Source organism: Psychroserpens sp. SPM9 (assembly GCF_025153525.1).
GTDB lineage: Bacteria > Bacteroidota > Bacteroidia > Flavobacteriales > Flavobacteriaceae > Psychroserpens.
This window is the reverse complement of record NZ_JANZNR010000007.1, coordinates 232,048-254,596: the sequence shown is the minus strand read 5'-3', so window position 1 is coordinate 254,596 and position 22,549 is coordinate 232,048. Positions and strand designations below refer to the sequence as shown.

Below are 22,549 nucleotides of genomic sequence, written 5' to 3'. Positions count from 1 at the left end.
CGACTAATGAATTTCTAAGTAATAAAACAAGGTTAAATTAATCGCTAATTTTTTGTAAGTTGCTCCTAATATTTTTAATATGAATGACGGAATCATCCTCACACTTGCTTATCCGGAAACAATTGTCCCTCATGCCCAAGAATGGTATTCTCCTTTTCTTAGATTTTTACATATAGGAAATAGAAACTATGTAAGAGCAGGTCATGCTGCTTTAGTGTTGATAGAGAAGTCGACAGGCAATTTAGACTATTATGACTTTGGAAGGTATATCACTTCCTTGCCACACGGAAGAGTGCGATCAAAAGAGATTGATTTTGAGCTCAACTTTCCAATAACGGCTCAGGTTGAAAACGATCAGATTGTAAATTTAAAGGCTATTTTGAAGTTTTTGGCAACTCATCCTCAACTCACCCATGGGGACGGCCATTTATATGCTTCGGTGTGTAATGCTATTGATTACCAAAAGGCAAAAACATATATAACAACCATTCAGAATCAGGGTTTTGTGCGTTATGCAGCTTTTATTAAGAAGGCGTCCAATTGTGCGAGATTTGTGACAGATAGCTTGATTGAAAGTGTTACAAATCCGTCAATTAAATCTCGCTTAATCAAGTCGAAACGATTTACACCAAGTACTATTGGTAATGTGGTTTTAGGAGATACTGAAAATCATGTTTATGTAGTTTCTGAAGCTGGAGAAATTTCCGCATTTGATTCTACTGTTAGAAAAGAAAACAGACGTTTGTTTTTAGATAGCCTTAAGGCGTATAAGCCCGATAGGATTGGTAAACTTATGCCTCAAGAAAATGATATTAAAAAAAGTCACGCCCAATGGTTAGGAGGTATTGGGACTGGCGCCTGGTTTGAGCTTTACGATTTAAATGATTCAAATCAGTTTAGATACAGACGTATTTCTCCTTACGGAAATGTTGATTGTGATGCTGTTTATAGTGTTATTTCTGAAGGGTTTAATATTCAGTTAGACTATAGATTTGTGCATTATTCTAATTGCCAATTTTTTCATGTGGAACAAAACAATAAGACCTACAGGTTTGAGTATCTGAAGGATTACAAAAACTGAAATGATAGCTGGTGTCTAATTAAGAGCAAAAGGTGCACTTAATTTAAAGGTAGGAATGATAACCTTAAATTTATTGGTATTGGTAAAGTTGACCATGTTGTAATGGCCTTGCATGGCTCCAAAAGGTGAGGTAAGTAGGCAACCCGAATTATACGTATGGGATTCTCCAGGTTTTAAAACTGGCTTTTTGCCAATAACACCTTCGCCTTCGATAACTTCTACATTATTTAAAGCATCCAATACTCTCCAGTATCTGGAATTTAGCTGAACAGAATCTTTACTTTGATTTTCAATAGTTACTTTATAGCCAAACGCGAAATGCACTTTATAATTTTTATAAAATGTGCCTTCGAAAGATGTCTCGACAGAAATTTTTATGCCGCTTGTAACTTGTTGAACCATGAATTAATCCCAATAATAGCCTACAAAAATAAGGAATTTTCTATTAATCTGAAGACTTTTTTCAAATTGTGCAAAATTTTAACAAATTATAAATTGATATTCGATAAAATGATTTAAATATCAGTTGAAATTACAAATTTTTCAATCGTTTTGAAGAAGTTTAAAATATCTTCTTCATTTAGTAGGCTGTTAATGGTGACCATTCTTACAAAATCTTGTCCTTTAAAATTTCCGAAGCCTACCATCAGTTTGGATTCTTCATATAAAGCGGTACATAATTTTTTAGCAGAAATGGTTTTGTAATTAAAACATACCGAAATCGAATCATCAAAACTAAATAAGGTATAATCGGGATGCTTATTAATATAATCACGAGCTAAGTTTGCCAATTTAAATTGATGATCAACGATAGCTTCTAGTCCGTTTGTTCCAACAGATTTCCATAAGGTCCAAAGTTTTAAGGCATCGTTTCTTCGACCACATTGAAGTGATGTTTTGCCCAAATTAAAATCGTCACTATCGGTTTGGTAAAGGTATTCGGCTTCGTTAGAAAGCGATTGGTGTAAATAGGCTTTATTTCTGGTTACCAAAATAGAGCAACTCAAAGGTGTGCCTAGCATTTTATGTGCGTTAACACTAAACGAATCTGTTAATGCGATGCCTTCTACCAAATGTTTGTAGGTGTTACTAAAAATAACAGCGCCACAATAGGCACCATCTAAATGAAGCCAAACATCATGTTTTTTACAGATTTCATGAATGCTCTTCACAGGGTCAAAAGCACCTAAAACTGTTGTTCCTGCAGTAGCATTTACAAAAAATGGTTGAAAACCTTGTTGGATGTCTCGGGTAATTTGGAGGTCTAAATCTTCAGCGAGCATTTCACCTCTATCATTGGTTTTTATAGCTCTAACCTGTTGTCGTCCAACACCAATAAAGGAGGCGTTTTTGGCAATAGAATAATGAGAGACTTCCGAGGTGTATAACGTCATTTTATTCGTGATACCTTCATTTCTAACCGACGGATTGTACTTGTCTCTAGCCATTAGTACAGCCATATAATTACTCATTGAACCACCTGGAGCAAAAGTACCGTCGGCTTCTTCAGGATAACCTATGATATTGCAGATTTTATGAAGTATTGTTTTTTCAATACCAACTTGTGGTCCGGCAACTTTATAGGTGTACATGCTGTTATTAAGCATAACCGCTAATAAATCACCAAGAGTTGCACGATCTATTCGGCCGCCAAACAGCTGATTAAAAAAAGAAGTTGATGCTGTTTTTGGTGTGCTTTTAATGATGTTTTTAAGAAGTGCTTTAAATTCAGAATCTATAGTAGCTTCATCTTCCAGTTGAAGATTAAGCTTCTGGTACAACGCTTTGGTGTCAATTGGAGCTGCAACAGGTTTATTTTGTTCTTCGGAAATTAAAAATTCAGCAAGCTCTATAAATAGTTTAAGGTCGTTTTGCATATGTGATTAAAGTCTTATAGTTTGGCTTTATGTAAATTTATCCCTATTTTCCGGAATATTATTCATATCCATATAAATATCGGTTCTTCCTCTTGAAATCCCCAGAATACATTCAACAATTAATAGCGCTTCTGTCGACATCTTCTATTGAAAATTACAATTCAATACTCAAAAACTTTGATTTTGGTACTGTCGATTTTAAGTCTTACGAAAGTTGGTCATCACAACATTACACTCGAAATTGTATTTATAAAGATGCGCATTTTGAGCTCATTTTGCTATGTTGGAACTCCAATCAAGAAACAACTATTCATGGTCATGATGGTGAAGATTGTTGGGTATATTTGGTAGAAGGTGAAATGGAAGAAGTCTTTTATGCCATAGATAACGACCATAATTTATTAGAAGTAGGTGCTCATAAGATTTTGCCAGAGCAGCTAACATTTATGAATGATCGCTTGGGTTTTCATAAATTAAGAAATAGTCATCAGGGAACATCGATTAGCCTGCATGTATATGCAAAGCCTATAGAGCGTTGTGTGTCTTTTGATGAAACATCACAACAATTTGTTGAGAAAAAACTGAGTTTTGATACGTTTAAGCAGCTGGCTCTAAACGACTAATTTGAAATATCTACAGATGTTGCCTCTCCAAAACCAATGAGTTCATCAAATCGTGCGCCTAAATCCCTGTAGTAGACCAATACTTTATAATTGTTTTCAGTTTGCCAGTAATTACCACTTATCTGACCTTGGTCAAGTTTGCCTTTGGCGTCAACCACAACATATTTGTAGTTGTAAAATCCTTGTTTTAGTTTAATAATGCCTTCGTATTGACCGCCTTCACTATTGTAAGTCAATCTGTTTTGAGGTTCTAAAGAATAGTTATTGAAATTTCCATAGACATACACTTCACTGCCAGCAGCAAGTTTTGGGTGACGCAATTTGAAATGCACGTTCGTATAATCGGCTTCAATATCGATATCATCAGTATCAATTGCTGTTATTTGAAAATTACCATTAATATCAGGATTGTAGGTGTAAGGCTGATTAGCTCTAGGGCCATCAGCAAATAAATAACTGTGGTAAATGTTTTTCAAATCTATAAATTGCACACCAACATTGGCACCTCTTACATCTTTGGTTTCAAAAAATCTAAATTCATTACTGCCCCAAAATGCTGTTTCTTTGGTGTATCTGTAAATGAGTTCCTTGCCAATAGTATATTGAGGTTTGATGCCTGTAATTGCTGTTTTTAAATTATTGTTTTGAATTATCAACGTCTTGACCGTTTGTTTCGGATTGTTTAAAATCAAGGCGCCAGAATTAATAACAATATCAACACTTTGTTTACTTTCAATATAAGATACATCACGGGATCTTTTTATAGCCACGCCTACACCAACTTGCTCTTTGTAAATCATAAATTTCCTGGTAAATACAACTTCTTGATCTTCATTATAGATAGTAATTATATAATTTCCAGACTTTAATAAACCACGGGTTTGCTCATTCGGAATTTCTAAATCATAATGCGAGTATAACTGGTACGCGTTAAAAGAATTACGGTAGTTTACAATTCGGTAATTATCAAATCCGCGTAAATACTCCATTTTAGCAAGATTGGATTTGGTCCAGTCGTAGTTGTAATGTTCGATGGTATAATAAAAATCAGGCTCATCAGTGGTAAGAGCGTCAAATTCTAAATGAAAGGCCTCTCCTAAACGTATAATAGGTAATTGGCCTTGAGAAGAGGTGCGACTTCTAAAGGTGATGGTTTTTATATAATCTGGTGGATTAACTTCTTCAGTTTGGCTAAACCCTTGAGCTGTGATAAGGATGGCGAGCAGGAAAAAATAAAATGTCTTAATCATTAATAATAGTTTGTGTGTATTCAAAGATAAACAAAATCTGTGCCTTAAAACCTAAATTCCTAATTCCGGTAACTGAAGACTTCAGTAGATTATTGCATGTTCAAATATTTTTGAAGCCATTATCATGCTATAGTTTTTTGTTGCTATGGCTTAAATTACTAACAACTAAACTCGCTTTGTATTGTGAAGATGTTCTGTAGAAGTAGCTTTTTTAAAATGAGTGTTTTAAAGTCTGATAAGAATATAAATAACAGCCACATATATTTAATTCGTATAACTAAGTTATTTAGAATTATTAAAAATAACAAACTTAGAAAGACAGGCTATTTTATTACGTGGTAAATTCGTAAATTTGCACCGATTTTTAGACAACTAATTTCAATATAAAGCGTATGTCAAAAGACATTAAGATTAAAAAAGGTCTGGATATAAAACTTGTAGGCGAAGCTGATAAAACAGTTGAACAAGCCATTATAAGTAATTTCTGCACTATCAGACCTGAAGATTTTCACAGCGTTATTCCAAAACTCGTAGCCAAAGAAGGAACTACTTTACAAACAGGAGATGTTATCTTTTATGATAAGTCAAATGAAGACGTAAAGTTCGTTTCACCAGTTTCTGGAACTGTGGTAGAGGTATTAAGAGGTCCTAAACGACGTATTGATGCCGTTAAGATTCAAGCAGATAAAGAGCAATCTTACAAAGATTTTGGAAAGTTTAACATAAATGCTGATGCAGCTGCTACCAAAGCACATTTATTAGCTTCTGGATGTTGGCCTTTTATCAAGCAAAGACCTTATGATGTGATTGCTAATCCGGAAAAATCGCCTAAGTCGATTTTTATCTCTGGACATGCAACAGCGCCTTTAGCTGCAGATTTAGATTTTGTACTTGCAGGTAAAGAAGCCGAATTACAAGCTGCTGTTTCTGCATTAGCAAAATTAACCGAAGGGCAAGTGCATATTGGAGTTGGTTCTAACAATTCGCCATTAGCAACTATGAACGACGCTGTAATTCACAAAGTGTCTGGTCCGCATCCAGCAGGTAATGTTGGTACGCATATCAATAAAATCGATCCTGTTAATAAAGGAGAAACGGTTTGGACAGTCAATGCGCAGGATTTAGTGATTATTGGTGAATTATTACTTACAGGTAAATTCAATGCCGAACGCGTCATTGCTTTAGCAGGTTCTTCAGTAAAAAAACCTAGATATTTTAAAACCAAAATAGGAAGCGAAGTAGCCACTATGGTCTACGATAATGGCGTCGAAAAAGACGGTAATGATCGTATTATCTCCGGAAATGTATTGTCTGGAAAACAAGTAAAACCAGACGGGAGTTTAGGCTATTACGATAACTTAATTACTGTCATTCCTGAAGGTGATGATTATGAGTTTTTCGGTTGGAATAAACCCGTTTTCAATAAAATTTCAACGTCTAGAGCGTTAACATTTTCTTGGTTAACACCTAAGAAAAAATACAGTTTAAATACCAATACCAATGGTGAACATCGTGCTTTTGTGGTTACGGGTTCCTATGAAGAGGTGTTTCCTTTAGATATTTATCCGTTACAAATCTTAAAAGCGTGTAAATATGAGGATTTAGATGAAATGGAAGCTTTAGGAATGTACGAAGTTGCTCCCGAAGATTTCGCATTAACAGAATTTATATGTGTGTCTAAACAACCGCATCAAGATATTATTAGAAAAGGTTTAGACTTAATGCTTAAAGAGATAGGATAATGGGTTTAAAAAACAGTTTACATAATTTTAGAGAAAAGAATAAAGACAAAAAATGGTTGCCTGCATTTTCGGCGATACATACCTTTTTATTCTTGCCTAATGAGACCACTCATAATGGGACACACATTAAAGCAGCCGACGATTTAAAGCGTACCATGAACATTGTGATTATGGCAATGGTACCATGTTTAATCTTCGGAATGTTTAACGCTGGATACCAACACCATGTTGCCTTTGGAGATATTCAACAAGCTACTGGAGGGTTTTTTAGTTCAGAATTCTGGACCATGGATAACTTTATGGTTGGCTTCTGGAAAGTACTGCCTTTAGTCATTGTATCTTACGGCGTTGGTTTGGCGATTGAAATTTTATTCGCCATCAAAAATAGCCACGAAGTAGAAGAAGGGTATTTAGTAACTGGAATGTTAGTGCCTTTAATTGTACCAATTGATACGCCATTATGGATGCTTGCAGTAGCTGTAGCTTTCGGAGTTGTAATTGGTAAAGAAGTCTTTGGTGGTACAGGAATGAATATCTTAAACCCTGCTTTAACCATTAGAGCCTTTTTATTCTTCGCTTATCCAACATGGATGTCGGGAGATAAAGTATGGGTTCAAGGTGCTGTTGCTAGAGATAAAGCAATTGCTGCTGGTGAAAATCTAGATGCTATTTCTGGAGAAACGATTTTAGGAAGTCTTGCTCAAAATAAGGCGGTTGGTTATGATGTGATGGATATGTTCTACGGATTAATTCCTGGTTCAGTTGGAGAAACATCAACCTTAATCATTTTAATTGGTGCTGGGATTTTAATCTTTACAAAAATAGGAAGCTGGAGAATTATGTTGTCCTCAGTATTAGGTGCTTTGGCGATGGGATTAATTTTCAATTTTGCTGTAAGCTCTGAATGGATTACTGAAAGTAGTAAATTCTACGGATTGATGAATACACCATTTTGGCATCACCTGTTAATTGGTGGATTTGCCTTTGGTACTGTCTTTATGGCAACCGATCCTGTAACGGCCTCACAAACCAACAAAGGTAAATGGATTTATGGATTCTTAGTAGGTTTTATATCGATTATGATTCGTGTCTTCAACCCGGCTTATCCAGAAGGTGTGATGTTAGCGATTCTATTAATGAATGTATTTGCACCAACAATTGATCACTATGTGGTTCAAGGTAATGTAAAGAAAAGAATGAAACGTCTAAAAGTTAAAACTGCTTAACGATGGAAAAGAGAACAGATAAAAATTCGTATACCATAATTTTTGCCATAGCAATGGTATTGGTTGTTGGCGCATTGTTGGCGTATTTAGCGTCGTCATTAAAGCCTACAATTAGTGAGAATCAACGTTTAGAGAAACAACAAAATATTCTCTATGCTATGGGGATTAATAATAATGAAGAGGGCAGTGCAGTTTTTGTTTCAACAGCAGAGGCACCACAATTATTTTCAGATAATGTAAGCGAACAAATTGTACTCGAAGTTCAAGATGGTAAACTCATTAGCCAAATGACAAGACAAGAGTATATGGATGCTAATAATGGTCAGGAGCCTTATTTAATTGACATAAAAAAGCAAAAATCTAATGCTAAAAATGGAGGGGTTAGAAAACTACCATTATTTGTTGGAAACAATAAAGAAGGAAAATTAGTTTATGTGGCTCCAATTTATGGAAAAGGCCTTTGGGATGCCATTTGGGGTTATGTTGCTGTAGATGAAAACATGGTCGTTCAAGGTGCTTATTTTGATCATAAAGGAGAAACACCAGGTCTTGGTGCGAATATCAAACAGCGTTATTTCATGGATGATTTCTACGGAGAACATTTATTAACGTCCAATGGCGCTTTTAAAGGTATCACTGTTGCTAAAGGTAATGCCGATCCTAAAAACGAAGATAAGACCGATAATGAAGTAGATGCGATTGCAGGTGCTACGATTACGGGTGATGGTGTTACAGCCATGATTAAAAGTGACCTAAAACTATACAAGCCTTATTTTGATAATTTAAAAAAACAAGCTAACTAATATGGGACTATTTTCAAAAAAAGATGCAGCTTTAATAAAAGATCCATTAGCAGATAATAATCCAATTACCATTCAGGTACTTGGTATTTGTTCGGCTTTAGCGATTACTGCAGAATTAGAAGCCTCCATAGTAATGTCAATATCTGTATTGTTTGTATTAGGTGTTGGTAACGTTGTTATTTCTCTAATGCGAAATATCATTCCTTCAAAAATTAGAATTATCGTACAACTTATTGTCGTTGCAACGCTTGTAATTATTGTGGATTTGGTTCTCAAAGCATTTGCTTACGAGTTGAGTAAAACCCTATCTGTTTTTGTTGGATTAATTATTACCAACTGTATCATTATGGGACGTTTTGAAGCCTTCGCTCTAGGAAATGGTCCTTGGAGATCTTTCTTAGATGGTATAGGTAACGCTTTAGGATATGCTGTAATTTTAATTATAGTAGGATTCTTTAGAGAACTTTTAGGTTCTGGAACCTTACTAGGAATCTCAGTACTTGGAGATCCTATCGAAAAAACAGGGCTATATGCCTTAGGTTATGAAAACAACGGATTTATGTTATTGTCACCAATGGCATTAATTGTCGTAGGAATCATTATCTGGGTACAACGCACAAGAAATAAAACATTAATCGAAGATTAAAAGATATGTTAGAGCACTTAGAATTATTTTTCAAATCAATATTTATAGATAACATGGTATTTGCCACGTTCCTTGGAATGTGTTCGTACCTTGCCGTATCTAAAAAAGTATCTACAGCTGTAGGACTAGGAGCCGCTGTAATTTTCGTACTTGCTATTACAGTACCTTTAAACTGGTTGTTAGATCAATATATTTTACAACCTGGAGCACTGTCATGGATGGGGCCAGAATATGCCGATTATGATTTAAGTTTCTTATCATTTATCATGTTTATTGCAACCATTGCAACCATGGTACAGTTGGTAGAAATTGTCGTTGAGAAATTCTCTCCGTCATTATATAACTCACTTGGTATTTTCTTACCGCTTATTGCTGTAAACTGTGCTATTTTAGGAGGTTCATTATTTATGCAATCTCGTGAAATAGCAACTTTAGGCTTAGCAACAACCTATGGTGTCGGTTCAGGAATTGGATGGTTTTTAGCGATTTTGGCTATTGCTGCTATTCGTGAAAAAATCAGATATTCTAATGTACCACCTGCTTTAAGAGGCCTAGGAATTACATTTATTATTACTGGTTTAATGGCCATTGGGTTTATGAGCTTTGGTGGTATGTTAACTGGTGGTGACGAAGAGACAAAAGAAGAGACTACAGTTGAAGTGCAAGTCACACCAACTGATGATAATACAGATTTAGCTAACAACACTAAAATAGAAGAGTAGTATGATTTTAGCAGCAGGAACATTAGGGACAGTTATAGCAACCGTAGCAGCGTTTTTATTGGTAACATTAATACTCGTAAGCTTACTATTGTTTGTTAAACAAAAATTATCACCATCTGGCCCAGTAACAATTAAAATTAATGGTGAAAAGGAAATTCAAGTCGCTTCTGGTGGAACTTTACTGTCTACCTTAGGTGGCGAGAAAATATTCTTACCATCTGCTTGTGGTGGTGGTGGAACTTGTATTCAATGTGAATGTCACGTTCTTTCAGGAGGTGGTGAAGCATTACCTACCGAAACACCTCACTTCAGTAGAAAAGAATTGCAACATGGTGCACGTTTATCATGTCAGGTAAAAGTGAAGCAGGATATGGAAATTACTATTCCTGAAGAAGTCTTCGGAATTAAAAAATGGGAAGCTACTGTTGTAAGAAATTATAACGTAGCCTCATTTATTAAGGAATTCGTTGTTGAAATTCCTGAAGATATGGGATATAAAGCTGGTGGATATATTCAAATTGAAATTCCAGAATGTGAAATCAAATATTCAGATATTGATATCACGGCTCACCCAGAAGAACACGAAACGCCAGATAAGTTTCAAGCTGAATGGGATAAATTCGGACTTTGGCCATTGGTGATGAAAAACACCGAATTGGTTGAAAGAGCCTACTCGATGGCTTCTTACCCAGCCGAAGGTCGTGAAATCATGTTAAACGTACGTATCGCAACGCCGCCTTGGGATCGTGCTAAAAACGGATGGATGGATGTGAATCCTGGGGTTGCATCGTCTTATATTTTTGCTCAAAAGCCTGGTGATAAAGTCACAATTTCTGGACCTTATGGTGAATTCTTTATCAACGAGTCTGATAGCGAAATGCTATATGTTGGTGGTGGTGCAGGTATGGCACCAATGCGTTCACACTTATACCAGTTATTTAGAACCATTAAAACAGGTCGTAAAGTAACGTATTGGTATGGCGGACGTTCAAAACGCGAGTTATTCTATATTGAACACTTCAGAAAATTAGAAAAAGACTTTCCTAACTTTAAATTCTATATGGCCTTATCAGAGCCTATGGAAGAAGATAACTGGAAAGTGAAAAAAGATATTAACGATGAAGCAGGAGACGGATTTGTAGGATTTATTCACAATTGTGTAATTGATAACTACTTAAATCATCATGAAGCTCCTGAAGATATTGAATTATATTTCTGTGGACCTCCATTAATGAACCAGGCTGTTCAGAAAATGGGTGAAGATTTTGGTATTCCAGATGAACACATTAGATTCGATGATTTCGGAGGATAATATTCAAAATTCTATATAATGTCATTCTGAACTTGTTTCAGAATCGCATCCAAAACAATAAACCAACTCATTTGAGTTGGTTTTTTTATATGTTAAATTCATATAATAATTTTTTAAGTATTTTTTTCAGAATCCTCTTTTTTACTATCTTTTTTCATTTTGATATAACCCGTTACTAAACGTACTCCAAGTCTTGCAAAGAGTATGATGGCTATAATCATTACTATATCAAATCCGTTCATGTATTATTTATATTCTATAATTAAAAATACAGCTGTACTATCACCGATATTAAGGACTTCATGTGTTGAAATCTCTTCCTTGCTAAAACTATAACCTGTTGGCACATTGACGTCTCTGGTTCCCGAAGTGTCCTTAATTCGAAACCGACTTCCTGCAAGGGTATAGCCAAAATGCGGCTTATGATAATGTTTTTCATGACCAACACCTGGGGCAAATGTACATTTCAATACTCTCAGGTTTTTAGTGTCTTCTATAACTTCGCAAACAGCTTTATTATTCCAACCCGCTTCCAAAGGGTCTGGTAGCGTACTTTGAGTATTACAACTAACTATTAGTAATAGCATGAGGCTATACGTTACAATTTGAGGCCGTTTTAACGTTTTATTCTGAACGTATTTAATCATTGACAATCTTATCACTTTAATTTAATTTCCGTAAAGTGCTTTTCCTGCTGCTTCATACTTATCGCCTGAAGTCCAAACCGGTGTTTTTGGATCATTTCCAATGAGACGTCCAGACATCACATAAGCTCTAAAAAACTTCAGCAAATAATCAAAATCTAAATTGTGAGCTTCATCTCCAGGCCTGTGATAGTACTTTGTAACATCACCGTTAAAAGCTGTAAATCCTAACGAAAATGTGGGAGCAGGAATCCCTTTTCTGGCAAAATGAACATTATCACTTCGGTCAAATAACCCTTGTTCTGGTGCTGGATCATCAATGGCTGTTAATCCAAAAGTTGTTGCCGCATTTTTAATGTTTTCTGCGGCTGTTGTTCTTGGTAATCCGATAATTGTCGCTAAAGAAGTATCGTTATAACCACCATTATCACTATTAAAACAGTAAACCATTTGCTGTAATGGAAGCACAGGATTTTCAACATAAAATTTACTGCCCAAGAGGCCTTTTTCTTCGCCTGTAAATAGAATAAATAATGCCGAGCGCTTCGTTGGATACTTGGCTAAATTTTCAGCCATACTCAAGACTGTAGTTGTTCCAACTGCATTATCTCTTGCGCCATTATAGATAGTGTCTCCTGTTTCGTCTGGAGTGCCCACGCCTACATGGTCGTAATGTGCTGAATAAATAATAAATTCATCTTTAAGTTTTGGGTCTGAGCCTTCCACGATTCCAATTACATTTTGTGATATGACCATTTCCTCTTTCTTTTCATTAATCGCAATTTTAGAAGTGATGGTCTTAGAAGAACTAAGTTTAGTGGCCATATCATGGTTGGTGTCTAAAACCCAAATATGAGCTGTTTGGTTATCATAACTTTTATCGTCTTCGCCTTGCTCGTTTTTAGCAAGCATCAGTTTTGAAGAATTAAAATTATGATCTATAAATCCCCACATGTTTTGGTCGGCATTTAAAAGTTCAATAATAGCTGTAACACCATTAGATTGCGCTAAGTCTTGCTTTTTACTTCTCAATCTAAACGCGGCTCTTGAATCATATGTTTCTGGGCTTCCTGCTTTTACGATAATGACTTTACCTTTTAAGTTTTTTCCTTTGTAATCGTCTTCAAGACCATAGTTTAAAAACACGGCATCACTGTTTGTGTTAACTGGTGATGGAAAAATAAAAGCATAATCCTTAATTTTTTGACCGTTGATTTCTAGAGTAACTTCAGAAGGCGGTGACACACGTTTCAATGGCACTTCCTGATAGTAGGTGCCTGTTTGCGGATTTGGTTTAACGCCATAACTGCGTAATGTATTTGCTAAATAGGAAGCCGCTATCTTGTTTTCTGGTGTTCCCGTTTCTCTTCCTTTTAGCAAATCATCGGCTAAAAAATAGATGTGGCCTTCAATAGTTTTCTCATGTATCGTTTCAATCACTTTTTCTTTGTCTGTTTGCGCATACGCAGAGCAGGTTAATACAAATACAAATAATAATAAGGTTGGCTTCAAAAATTTCATTGCGTTACATTTATGGGTTGGCTAATGTCTAAATTTACGCTTTATTTCGTTGTTTACATAACAAATACCTACTTTAGAACGTTCAAATACATATGAAAAAAGTATTACTTATCATCTTGATTTTAACATCACTTGTGGTTTTGGCAGTTCAGCTTAAACCCGTAAAAAAAGCGGTACATACTGTTGTGGCAAGTAACGAAACCCCTAGTTTAGTCAACAGCGATAGTTTGACAATTACATCTAGAGTTAATACACCAATAGGATATAAACGTGTGGCTTATAAAAGTGGTAGTTTTGCTGAGTACCTTCGGAATTATAAACTGAAACCCTTCGGAAGTAAGATTATCAATTATGATGATTCCGAATATTTTTGGCAAGGCGGTCATATAGGAATATTAGAAATCCCTGTACCTAAAAACGGCTTGCAGCAGTGTGCCGATGCGCTTATCAGAATCCGTAGTGAATACCTTTGGGATAATAATAGAAAAAATGAAATTGGCTTCAATTTTACATCTGGTCATTACTGCTCATGGATTGCTTATGCTGAAGGCTATCGACCAAAAATTAACGGAAACAAAGTGACCTTCAATAAAACCGCAAGTGCCAATCACTCTAAAGCGAATTTTTACAAGTATCTTAATTTAATCTATATGTATTCGGGGACTTTGTCTCTTTACAACGAACTAGAATCTATTGATGATACCAATTTACACATTGGAGATATGCTCATCAAAGGCGGTTCTCCTGGTCATATTGTAATGATCTGTGATGAGGTTATTAATGACAATGGAGATAAGTTATTTCTGTTGTTTCAAGGCAATACGCCTGCACAAAGTGTACATTTGGTTAAGAATCTTGAAGATTCAGATATTTCGCCTTGGTACGACTTAAAAAAGGATGCGACTATTCCTGTGTCTAACTACACATTTGCAAGTGCTAAGTTTGTGCGATTTAAATAGCAAGTTCGTATCTTTGTATTATGAGTAAACCGTTAACCAAACAAGAACTGCATAACCTTGCCATGAATCACGTTGGTAAGGATTTAGAGCAACGCGGATTTGAATTTGTAGCCATCAATAGCAAGCTGAAACGCCATCCGCAATTTGTTTGTATTGATAAAAACAGTCAGTATTTTTTTGTGGTTGTAAGAGCAGTCCTTTTACCTGAAAATCCGAATAATTATGATGTTGTATGGATGGAAACCTTCAAGAAACACGCTTCCGAAAAGGACGCTAAGGTTTTATATGCAGGTGTTGGTTTGGGAAATCCTAATGGAGAGGATTTGCCGGTGTATTTAAACGAATCTTACCTTATTGAATACAACGGTATTCAAGTTATAGAAACGCATCTTAATTAAATGAAACACCTATTTGTTATCCTGCTCGTCTTTGTATTTAGTTCATGTAGCAAAGGCATCGAAAACACGAAACTTTCAGGGCCAGTTTTTGGAACCACTTATGCTGTCATTTATGATGCCGAAATCGATTATACGCAGCAAATAGATAGTTTGTTTTTAGCTGTTAATCAAGCACTATCTACCTATTTACCAGACTCAGATATTTCTAAAATTAACAGAAATGAACCCGTTCAAATCGATCATCATTTTCAAACCGTTTTAGACGCTTCAAAACATATTTATAAAGAGACAAATGGCGTTTTTGATCCTACTATCGGGATTGCCGTAAATGCCTGGGATTTTGGACCAAAAGGACGAATTTCAGAATTGGATAGTCTTAAAATTGATAGTGTTATGCAATATGTAGGTATGGATAAAGTCAATCGTGTAGGTCAAAAAGTTTTGAAGATGCAAGGTGCATTTTTAGATTTTAACGCTATTGCTAAAGGCTATGGTGTTGATGTGATTGGTGAATTTCTGGAAAGTAAAAATGTAACTAATTATCTCGTAGAAATTGGTGGTGAAATTAGAGCTAGAGGCATCAATATTGAGAAAGATAATTCATGGCGCGTTGGTTTAGACGAACCGCGATTTGATGGAGAGCAATCGGTATATAAGGCAATAAGTTTACATGATGAAGCCATGGCAACTTCTGGGACCTACCGCAAATTTAAAACCGATGATAAGGGAAACCGGTATGCGCATATTATTGATGCCAAAACCGGTTATCCGAGTAAAACAAATATCCTAAGTGTGTCTGTAATAGCAAAAGACTGTATGACGGCCGATGCCTATGCTACGGCTTTTCAAGCCATGGGAATTGAAAAGGTGACTCAATTTTTAAAATCGCATCCCGAATTGAAAGTGTTTATGATTTTTGAGAACAATACACAAGAATTAGAAACTTTGAATTTAAATGATTTCCCTGAATAATTTTGTGACTTTTTAAAACTGTAAGGGTCTTATAAATGCTATTAATCAATTTTAAAAAGGTTGTTCTAAATATATTTAGTTCAGCTTTTTTTGTTTTAAAGTGCAAGGTTAACATCATGTTTGATAGTTTGTTTCAGAAAAATCCTTTCTAAACACTAGTGTCGTATATGATACTATTTTATTTAATGTGTTATTTTCAGTTTTTAGAAGAAATTAATTATTTCCTAATCCAACCAATGATCTGTTAAATCTTGAATCGAATTTACCAATTGATGCGGTGACTATATATAATGTTTTAGGTCAAAATATAAGATCTCTAAAATCAAACATGTCCACTATTGATATGTCTCAGTTGCAAGAAGGGATGTATTTTGTTAAAGTTAAAATTAATGGTAGCACACTAATTCATAAAGTGCTAAAGCAATAGGTGTTATTTGTAAACCACCGGAATAATTTCGCCTTTGGCTAAGCAGTATTTTTTAATGTCTTCTTCGGAAAGCTGAGTTGTATAATCAACTTCCTCAACTTTAAAACCTATAGAACGTAGCTTATCAAAATAATCACGCCCATACACACGAACATGGTCGTACTGACCGAATATTTTAGCACGTTCTTTCCGGTCTGTTATAGAATTGTCTTCAAAAGTTTCTGCTCTTGATAGATCTTGCGGAATTTGAAACACACCATACCCTCCAGGTGTCATCACTCGATATAATTCTTGCATCGCTTTAGTGTCATCTGGTATATGTTCTAAAACATGATTGCATAAAATCACATCATAGCTGTTGTCCTCAAAAGGAAGGTTGCAAATATCGGCTTTAACATCAGCTATAGGTGATACTAAATCTGTAGTGGTATAGTCTAAGTTATTTAAATCTTTAAAGCGTTTTATAAAACATTGTTCCGGAGCAAAATGAAGCACTTTCTTTTCCGCAGAAAAAAAATCAGTATTATTTTTAAGATACAGCCATAATAATCTGTGACGTTCTAAACTTAATGTAGAAGGTGATAAGACGTTGTTACGCTGATTGCCATAACCGTAGGGTAAAAATGATTTAAAGCTTTTTCCGTCTATAGGATCGGTGTAAGTGTTACCTTTTAAATAAAATGCCAGAAGGGGACGAGCGATATAACTTAACCTAATCAATATAGGTCTTGGAATCGTATTAAGAATTATTTTGAAAAGTTTTTTCATTTTAGAGCACTAAGGCTTCTTTACGAAACTCATTTTCTTCTGTAGCGGTAATTCCTAAAGCTTCATGAACATAGGCAAAGGTTGATAAAATTTCAGGTTTACCATCAACAATAGCGATATCATGTTCAAAATGAACGCTTGGTTTTCCATCTTGTGTGACAATAGTCCAGCCATCTTTAAGTTGTTTTACACGATGGGTTCCACCATTTATCATAGGTTCTATAGCAACGACCATCCCTTCAATAAACTTTTTCCCTCGACCTCTACGACCGTAATTTGGCATTTCAGGATCTTCATGCATTTTACGACCCAAACCATGACCAACTAATTCTCTAACCACGCCATAGCCATGCGCTTCACAATGCTGCTGAATTGCATAACCAACATCGCCAACTCTATTGCCAACTCTTAACTCTTTAATACCAACATAGAGCGATTCTTTTGTAACTTGAATGAGTTTTTTTGTTTCTGGAGCGACATCACCAATTTCAAAAGTATAAGCATGATCACCATAAAAACCATTCATTAAGGCGCCACAATCTATTGAGACAATATCGCCATTTTCAAGAGGTCTGTCTGTTGGAAGGCCATGAACTACTGCTTCGTTAACACTGCATAACAATGTTGACGGACAATCATATAGTCCTAAAAAGCCAGGGATCGCGCCTTGAGCTCTTATAAAGTCTTCTGCTAATTTATCTAATTGCATGGTAGTAACGCCTTCTTTAACTTCTTTGGCAAGCATACCTAAAGTTTTAGAAACCACCAATGCACTTTGACGCATAAGTTCTATCTCTTCTCTTGTTTTAACTATGATCATATTATTTTTTTAAAAATGAAAAGAATCCTTTTTTTCGTGAGGCAGTTTTAATATTGGGCTCTTCATTAGTAATCATTTGATAAACTTCACCCCAACCTAGTACACCTCCAATATTTCTATCATCTATATAGATATCTGCATAAATTTTTCTACTTACAGAATTGTCATATTTTTCCTCAGGAAAACTTTGATTAACAGCATAAAATGTAATGCCATTATCCTGACAAAAGGCAACAGCTTCCGCTAATTTTTCACCACTTCTATAGGTCCAAAGAATTAGACGATGGCCATCTTGTTGTAGCCGTTTCATTGTTTCGAATGCAAAAATACGAGCTTTACCAACTTTAGGGTAAGCATCCTCAACGATAGTGCCGTCAAAATCTATGGCTATGACTAGTTTGTCTTGAAAATTCATCTTCTAATTTTTGTAATGTTGCAAAAGTACAATTTTTAATACTTAATTAAACGAGTGACTTTTGTGTCATAGCTTCAGGTTGACTAATTCCCATAAGCTTGAGTATTGTTGGCGCAATATCGCCTAAAATACCATCTTTAATCACAAGCTTTTCATTATCAATCAATATCACAGGAACAGGGTTGGTTGTATGAGCTGTGTTTGGCGAGCCGTCTGGGTTAATCATAGTTTCACAGTTGCCATGATCTGCAATAAGAATCGTTGTATAGCCATGGTCTAATGCTGTTTCGATTACCTTTTTAGCACATGAATCAACCGCTTCGCATGCTTTTATAGCAGCTTCCATCACACCAGTGTGGCCAACCATATCGCCATTGGCAAAATTCAAACAAACAAAGTCAACGTCGCCTTTTTGTAACTCAGGAACCAAGGCGTCTGTTAATTCGTAAGCACTCATTTCTGGTTTCAAATCGTAAGTAGCCACTTTTGGTGAGTTTCTAAGCAGGCGACGTTCCCCTTTAAACGGTTCTTCTTGTCCGCCAGAAAAGAAAAACGTAACATGTGGATACTTTTCAGTTTCGGCAATTCTAATTTGTGTTTTGTTATGTTTGGCTAACACTTCACCTAAAGTTTCGCTAAGATTATCTTTATTAAAAACTACATTGATGCCTGTATACGAATCGTCATAATTGGTGAGTGTCACATAATGTAAATCGAGCTTATGCATGTTTTGTTCGTGGAAATCATTTTGAGAGAGGGCTTCAGTTAATTCGCGACCACGATCGGTTCTAAAATTAAAAAAGACAACCACATCTCCATCTTTTATTTTGGCAACAGGTTGCTCGTTTTTATCAACCATAATAATGGGTTTGATAAATTCATCAGTAATAGAATTGTGATAATTGTTTTCGATAGATTCGGTTGCAGATTGCGACTGTTCACCCATACCATTTACCATAGCATCATATGCTAATTTGATACGTTCCCAGCGTTTGTCTCTATCCATAGCATAATAACGACCCGTTATAGTTGCTAATTTTGTTGCAGTGTTTTTAATATGTGTTTCTAACGACGTTATAAAACCAAATCCTGATTTTGGGTCTACATCTCTTCCGTCAGTAAAAGCATGAACAAATGAGTTTTGCACTCCGAAGTCATTAGCAAAATCAATTAAACCAAAAAGATGATTGATATGTGAATGTACGCCGCCATCACTTACTAAACCTAAAAAGTGAACCGGTTTATTATGTGTTTTAGCATAATTAAATGCATCAATGAGTACGGGCTCGTCTTTTAATGTATTATGTTTTACGGCTAAGTTTATTTTTACCAAATCTTGGTATACAATTCGACCAGCACCTAAATTCATATGGCCAACTTCACTATTGCCCATTTGGCCTTCAGGCAAACCAACATGTAAACCATCGGTTCTTAGTGTAGCATTTGAATAATTGTGATATAGGGAATCAATAAATGGAGTTTTGGCATGATCAATGGCTGAAACTTTCGGGTCTGGAGACATACCCCAACCATCTAGAATCATTAGAATTACTTTTTTGTTCATAGGTTCTATGTTAGATCATCAAAGATAAAAGTTTAATACTGTATATAGATAAATGAGTTTGCAAAATATTGATAATTAAGGACTAATTATAATAAGTTTTATAGAGCGTTAACAGTTTTTTATTATTTAGGATACTATTAACAGATTTGTTTACAAACAGTTAAATAAATGTTATTAAGCATTTTTTTATGTAACACTTTAAAAAATATATCGTCTCTTTATTATAATCAAAAAATCAATAATCAATTTAAAAATCATTCATCATGAAAAAAACAGCAGTAATTATCGCAATCGCATTAGGATTTTCTTTTACATCCTTAAATGCTACAAACGACGTTGTAACACCATCAAATTATGAGACCGTAACCAAGAAATTGGTAGACCCATTTTGTATCTCTATAGTTAAAGGAGATATTGAAACTGTTAAGAAATTAATAGACTTAGGTCGTGACGTTAACAAAAAGTCAAACGGTTTAACACCTGCAATGTATGCAGCAAAGTATAATAGGCTTGATATTTTAAAGCTTCTAGTAGAAAAAGGAGCCAAATTAGATTTAAAGTCTACTAAAGGATTAACAGCACAAAAGTATGCAGAAATGTCTAATGCTAAAGATGCTTTAGCCTATATTAAAGGGCTAGATTCTTAAGAAATTCATGTCTTGGAGAAGACAATTATTTGAGTTAGTTAGTTAGAAAACGCGTCTATTATGACGCGTTTTTGTATTTTTCAATAGATTCTCTAATTTTTTCTTTTCTATTATCAGGATCTGGATGTGTACTCATACGTTCAGGAACACGGTTTGGTCCAGCAGCAGCTTTTAAAATTTCCATCACACCAATCATTTCTTCAGGATCATAACCTGCTCTTATCATAAAGCGAACACCTAAATCGTCACTTTCTAATTCATCATCTCTACCATTAGTTAATAAGGTTTGTTGTCCAATGCCACTAACTAAACCTCCAACGTCTCCTCCAACAGATCCCGCTGTAGCAAGGCCTTGCCAATATTCACTTTCGGCAATACGCTCGGCACTATGACGCCCTAATACATGACCAATTTCATGGCCTAAAACACCAGCAAGCTGATCTTCGTTTTTCAATTTAGAAAACAATGCATAGGTGATAAAAATTTGTCCGCCAGGTAACGCAAAAGCATTAATAGTATTGGGATCGGCTAGTAAATGAAATTCATATTTATAAGGTGTTTCTCTTGCAATACTGTTGTTGACTAATTTATTGCCTACATTATCCACCATAGCTTGGTATTGGTTGTTGGGATGCAATCCGCCATGTTGCTGTGCCATTTGAGGTGCACTTGCCAAGCCAATTTGGATCTCTTTATCAGGCGTCATCGAAATGGTTTGCATACGACCTGTATAAGGGTTTTCTTCACGCTGGCTACAACGTTTGACCACAAAAAAGAGTGCAATAGCGACGCCTATTAGCAATCTTATTTTTAAATTTCTTCCTCTCATGTTATTCGTTATTAGTAGTTATAAATTTACAAAAGTTCTGGATTTATATCTAAAATATTTTCATTCAGGTAGTTGCTGATGAATTCTTCAGAAAAATGCTCGCACCCGATGAGGCTTTCCGATTTAAAGATTGTACTTAAATCTAGTTTTTGGCAATCCTTTATATACTGCTTTGAAAGCGGTTTATAGCTATAATGCCAAGGTTCATATTTAAAGCCTTTTCGGTCTTTTTTATCAGTATAAACAAGATAAAATCCAAAGGCGTTGGCGTGCTCATTCATCCACGATTTAAATTTTGAAAAACAACCGTCGCCTTCAAAATGAGTTGGATTTAAAACATGGCGCGGCTGTTTTACATTGGCATCAATAAGATCTATATCTGTTGCCCAATGATGTCGAGATGTCCCTGGAATAGTTGAGTATTCTATAATTTTTTTAATGCTTTCTTTTGGACTCAAACCTTTATTAATGTTTTGCTTGTACTTGCGTTCCCAAATCTTTTTTTGATGTTCAAAGCTTCTATAACTAGACACGACTTGTATGCGAATGTCACTTTTCAAGGCTTCGGCAGATAATTTTATAAAAGCATCGTTGGCTTCTTCTCGTAGTTTGTAACCATGACCAAACAACTTAGGTGTCCCTTTCCCGATGAGTTCCTCGTAAGATAGTTTAGGTGATAAATCTTGAATGGTGAGTTCAGGAATAACTGCAAGTCCGAAACTCAAAAGCGAAGTAGATTTTAAAAAAAGGCGTCTGTTCATCATAGATTAATTAACGCATTATACATGCCAACTTTAACTTCTCAAACTTAACCAAAATAATTATCTTCACTTTAAAATTTTGAGTTATGTCATTTCAGTTTCAAATTATAGCGCCTTCAAAGATTAATGCGATTATTCCATTAGTGCAAAAGTTAACAGAACATAAATTTTCTGACGCGATATTAAAAGCGCGTTTTGCCGAAATGGTTACACAAAATTACGAGTGTGCTGTGATTTATGACGATGACACCTTAATTGGTGTTACTGGGTTGTGGTTTTGTACACGGCATTATGCAGGTAAAACCGTAGAAATTGATCATGTGTTTATTGAAGAAGCATATCGTAATAAGGGTTTAGGCACACAATTTTTAAGCTGGATTTATGATTACGTTAAACAAAAAGGCTGTCGTACGGCCGAATTAAATACTTATGTACAAAACTACCCATCGCACAAATTTTACTACAATGAAGGCTTTGAAATATTAGGCTATCATTTTTTGAAAAAGTTATAGGTTTGCGTTTTTAAACCTGCGAATAAATAG

The 22,549-nt window shown here is 35.3% G+C and carries 25 protein-coding genes and 1 pseudogene; 14 read left to right on the top strand and 12 right to left on the bottom strand.

The window, feature by feature from the left end; translation table 11 throughout:
• Window positions 1-79: 79 nt before the first annotated feature.
• Window positions 80-1,081, top strand: coding sequence for a DUF6695 family protein (locus tag N4270_RS14935; protein ID WP_260098150.1), 1,002 nt, complete (start codon window positions 80-82; stop codon window positions 1,079-1,081).
• Window positions 1,082-1,096: 15 nt separating this feature from the next.
• Here the strand turns inward: N4270_RS14935 and apaG are convergent, their stop codons facing one another.
• A complete protein-coding gene (apaG, locus tag N4270_RS14930; RefSeq protein WP_260098149.1) occupies window positions 1,097-1,483 on the bottom strand; it encodes a Co2+/Mg2+ efflux protein ApaG in 387 nt (128 codons plus the stop codon).
• A 113-nt stretch (window positions 1,484-1,596) separates the two neighbouring features.
• A complete protein-coding gene (locus N4270_RS14925; protein WP_260098148.1) occupies window positions 1,597-2,958 on the bottom strand; it encodes an aminotransferase class V-fold PLP-dependent enzyme in 1,362 nt (453 codons plus the stop codon).
• Window positions 2,959-3,050: 92 nt separating this feature from the next.
• Here N4270_RS14925 and N4270_RS14920 point away from each other — a divergent pair, with 92 nt between their 5' ends.
• Complete coding sequence (locus tag N4270_RS14920; RefSeq protein ID WP_260098147.1) at window positions 3,051-3,581, top strand: cysteine dioxygenase family protein; 531 nt, start codon at window positions 3,051-3,053, stop codon at window positions 3,579-3,581.
• Here the strand turns inward: N4270_RS14920 and N4270_RS14915 are convergent.
• Window positions 3,578-4,831, bottom strand: coding sequence for a type IX secretion system plug protein domain-containing protein (locus N4270_RS14915; RefSeq protein ID WP_260098146.1), 1,254 nt, complete (start codon window positions 4,829-4,831; stop codon window positions 3,578-3,580). The genes N4270_RS14920 and N4270_RS14915 overlap by 4 nt on opposite strands.
• A 392-nt stretch (window positions 4,832-5,223) precedes the next feature.
• On the opposite strand from N4270_RS14915, the gene N4270_RS14910 reads away from it, so the two are divergent.
• From N4270_RS14910 to nqrF, 6 genes are read left to right on the top strand one after another with little or no spacing between them, the layout of a single operon-like run.
• A complete protein-coding gene (locus tag N4270_RS14910) occupies window positions 5,224-6,573 on the top strand; it encodes a Na(+)-translocating NADH-quinone reductase subunit A (RefSeq protein WP_260098145.1) in 1,350 nt (449 codons plus the stop codon).
• A complete protein-coding gene (locus tag N4270_RS14905) occupies window positions 6,573-7,799 on the top strand; it encodes an NADH:ubiquinone reductase (Na(+)-transporting) subunit B (RefSeq protein WP_260098144.1) in 1,227 nt (408 codons plus the stop codon). The genes N4270_RS14910 and N4270_RS14905 overlap by 1 nt, the downstream gene beginning before the upstream one ends.
• A gap of 2 nt (window positions 7,800-7,801) precedes the next feature.
• Window positions 7,802-8,602 carry a Na(+)-translocating NADH-quinone reductase subunit C gene (locus N4270_RS14900; protein WP_260098143.1) on the top strand — a complete coding sequence of 267 codons (801 nt, stop codon included), beginning with the start codon at window positions 7,802-7,804 and terminating at the stop codon, window positions 8,600-8,602.
• A gap of 1 nt (window position 8,603) precedes the next feature.
• The gene (locus N4270_RS14895; RefSeq protein ID WP_260098142.1) at window positions 8,604-9,248 is read left to right on the top strand and encodes an NADH:ubiquinone reductase (Na(+)-transporting) subunit D; all 645 of its coding nucleotides are present in this window, start codon (window positions 8,604-8,606) and stop codon (window positions 9,246-9,248) included.
• A gap of 5 nt (window positions 9,249-9,253) precedes the next feature.
• Complete coding sequence (nqrE, locus tag N4270_RS14890; RefSeq protein WP_260098141.1) at window positions 9,254-9,970, top strand: NADH:ubiquinone reductase (Na(+)-transporting) subunit E; 717 nt, start codon at window positions 9,254-9,256, stop codon at window positions 9,968-9,970.
• Window position 9,971: 1 nt separating this feature from the next.
• Window positions 9,972-11,282 carry an NADH:ubiquinone reductase (Na(+)-transporting) subunit F gene (nqrF, locus tag N4270_RS14885; protein ID WP_260098140.1) on the top strand — a complete coding sequence of 437 codons (1,311 nt, stop codon included), beginning with the start codon at window positions 9,972-9,974 and terminating at the stop codon, window positions 11,280-11,282.
• A 113-nt stretch (window positions 11,283-11,395) separates the two neighbouring features.
• On the opposite strand, the gene N4270_RS14880 is transcribed toward nqrF, so the two are convergent.
• From N4270_RS14880 to N4270_RS14870, 3 genes are all read right to left on the bottom strand, one after another.
• Window positions 11,396-11,524 carry a hypothetical protein gene (locus tag N4270_RS14880; protein WP_260098139.1) on the bottom strand — a complete coding sequence of 43 codons (129 nt, stop codon included), beginning with the start codon at window positions 11,522-11,524 and terminating at the stop codon, window positions 11,396-11,398.
• A 3-nt stretch (window positions 11,525-11,527) separates the two neighbouring features.
• On the bottom strand, window positions 11,528-11,869 hold the full coding sequence (locus N4270_RS14875) for a cupin domain-containing protein (protein ID WP_260098138.1): 342 nt from the start codon (window positions 11,867-11,869) through the stop codon (window positions 11,528-11,530).
• 81 nt (window positions 11,870-11,950) lie between these two features.
• The gene (locus N4270_RS14870) at window positions 11,951-13,447 is read right to left on the bottom strand and encodes a M28 family peptidase (protein WP_260098137.1); all 1,497 of its coding nucleotides are present in this window, start codon (window positions 13,445-13,447) and stop codon (window positions 11,951-11,953) included.
• A gap of 92 nt (window positions 13,448-13,539) precedes the next feature.
• Here N4270_RS14870 and N4270_RS14865 point away from each other — a divergent pair, with 92 nt between their 5' ends.
• From N4270_RS14865 to N4270_RS17205, 4 genes and pseudogenes are all read left to right on the top strand, one after another.
• Window positions 13,540-14,406 (top strand): DUF4846 domain-containing protein, encoded by an 867-nt coding sequence (locus tag N4270_RS14865; RefSeq protein WP_260098136.1) that lies wholly within the window; start codon window positions 13,540-13,542, stop codon window positions 14,404-14,406.
• 20 nt (window positions 14,407-14,426) lie between these two features.
• Window positions 14,427-14,804, top strand: coding sequence for a Na(+)-translocating NADH-quinone reductase subunit F (locus N4270_RS14860; RefSeq protein WP_260098135.1), 378 nt, complete (start codon window positions 14,427-14,429; stop codon window positions 14,802-14,804).
• Entirely contained in the window at window positions 14,805-15,776 is a 972-nt protein-coding gene (locus N4270_RS14855; protein ID WP_260098134.1) for an FAD:protein FMN transferase, read from the top strand.
• Between the two features lie 229 nt (window positions 15,777-16,005).
• A pseudogene (locus N4270_RS17205) lies at window positions 16,006-16,203 on the top strand (T9SS type A sorting domain-containing protein); the annotation flags it as partial.
• Between the two features lie 3 nt (window positions 16,204-16,206).
• Here the strand turns inward: N4270_RS17205 and N4270_RS14850 are convergent.
• The 4 genes from N4270_RS14850 to gpmI are packed head-to-tail and all read right to left on the bottom strand — an operon-like array spanning window position 16,207 to window position 19,770.
• Window positions 16,207-16,971: a class I SAM-dependent methyltransferase gene (locus N4270_RS14850; RefSeq protein ID WP_260098133.1), complete on the bottom strand. Its 765-nt coding sequence runs from the start codon at window positions 16,969-16,971 to the stop codon at window positions 16,207-16,209.
• Window position 16,972: 1 nt separating this feature from the next.
• Window positions 16,973-17,791 (bottom strand): type I methionyl aminopeptidase, encoded by an 819-nt coding sequence (gene map / locus N4270_RS14845; RefSeq protein WP_260098132.1) that lies wholly within the window; start codon window positions 17,789-17,791, stop codon window positions 16,973-16,975.
• A gap of 1 nt (window position 17,792) precedes the next feature.
• Complete coding sequence (locus N4270_RS14840) at window positions 17,793-18,206, bottom strand: BT0820 family HAD-type phosphatase (protein ID WP_260098131.1); 414 nt, start codon at window positions 18,204-18,206, stop codon at window positions 17,793-17,795.
• A 46-nt stretch (window positions 18,207-18,252) separates the two neighbouring features.
• A complete protein-coding gene (gene gpmI, locus N4270_RS14835; protein WP_260098130.1) occupies window positions 18,253-19,770 on the bottom strand; it encodes a 2,3-bisphosphoglycerate-independent phosphoglycerate mutase in 1,518 nt (505 codons plus the stop codon).
• A 263-nt stretch (window positions 19,771-20,033) separates the two neighbouring features.
• Here gpmI and N4270_RS14830 point away from each other — a divergent pair, with 263 nt between their 5' ends.
• Complete coding sequence (locus N4270_RS14830; RefSeq protein ID WP_260098129.1) at window positions 20,034-20,417, top strand: ankyrin repeat domain-containing protein; 384 nt, start codon at window positions 20,034-20,036, stop codon at window positions 20,415-20,417.
• A 58-nt stretch (window positions 20,418-20,475) separates the two neighbouring features.
• On the opposite strand, the gene N4270_RS14825 is transcribed toward N4270_RS14830, so the two are convergent.
• Window positions 20,476-21,246 (bottom strand): M48 family metalloprotease, encoded by a 771-nt coding sequence (locus N4270_RS14825; RefSeq protein ID WP_260098128.1) that lies wholly within the window; start codon window positions 21,244-21,246, stop codon window positions 20,476-20,478.
• A 26-nt stretch (window positions 21,247-21,272) separates the two neighbouring features.
• Complete coding sequence (locus N4270_RS14820) at window positions 21,273-22,010, bottom strand: M15 family metallopeptidase (RefSeq protein ID WP_367399964.1); 738 nt, start codon at window positions 22,008-22,010, stop codon at window positions 21,273-21,275.
• An 83-nt stretch (window positions 22,011-22,093) separates the two neighbouring features.
• On the opposite strand from N4270_RS14820, the gene N4270_RS14815 reads away from it, so the two are divergent.
• Complete coding sequence (locus tag N4270_RS14815; protein WP_260098127.1) at window positions 22,094-22,519, top strand: GNAT family N-acetyltransferase; 426 nt, start codon at window positions 22,094-22,096, stop codon at window positions 22,517-22,519.
• The last annotated feature ends 30 nt before the right edge of the window (window positions 22,520-22,549 follow it).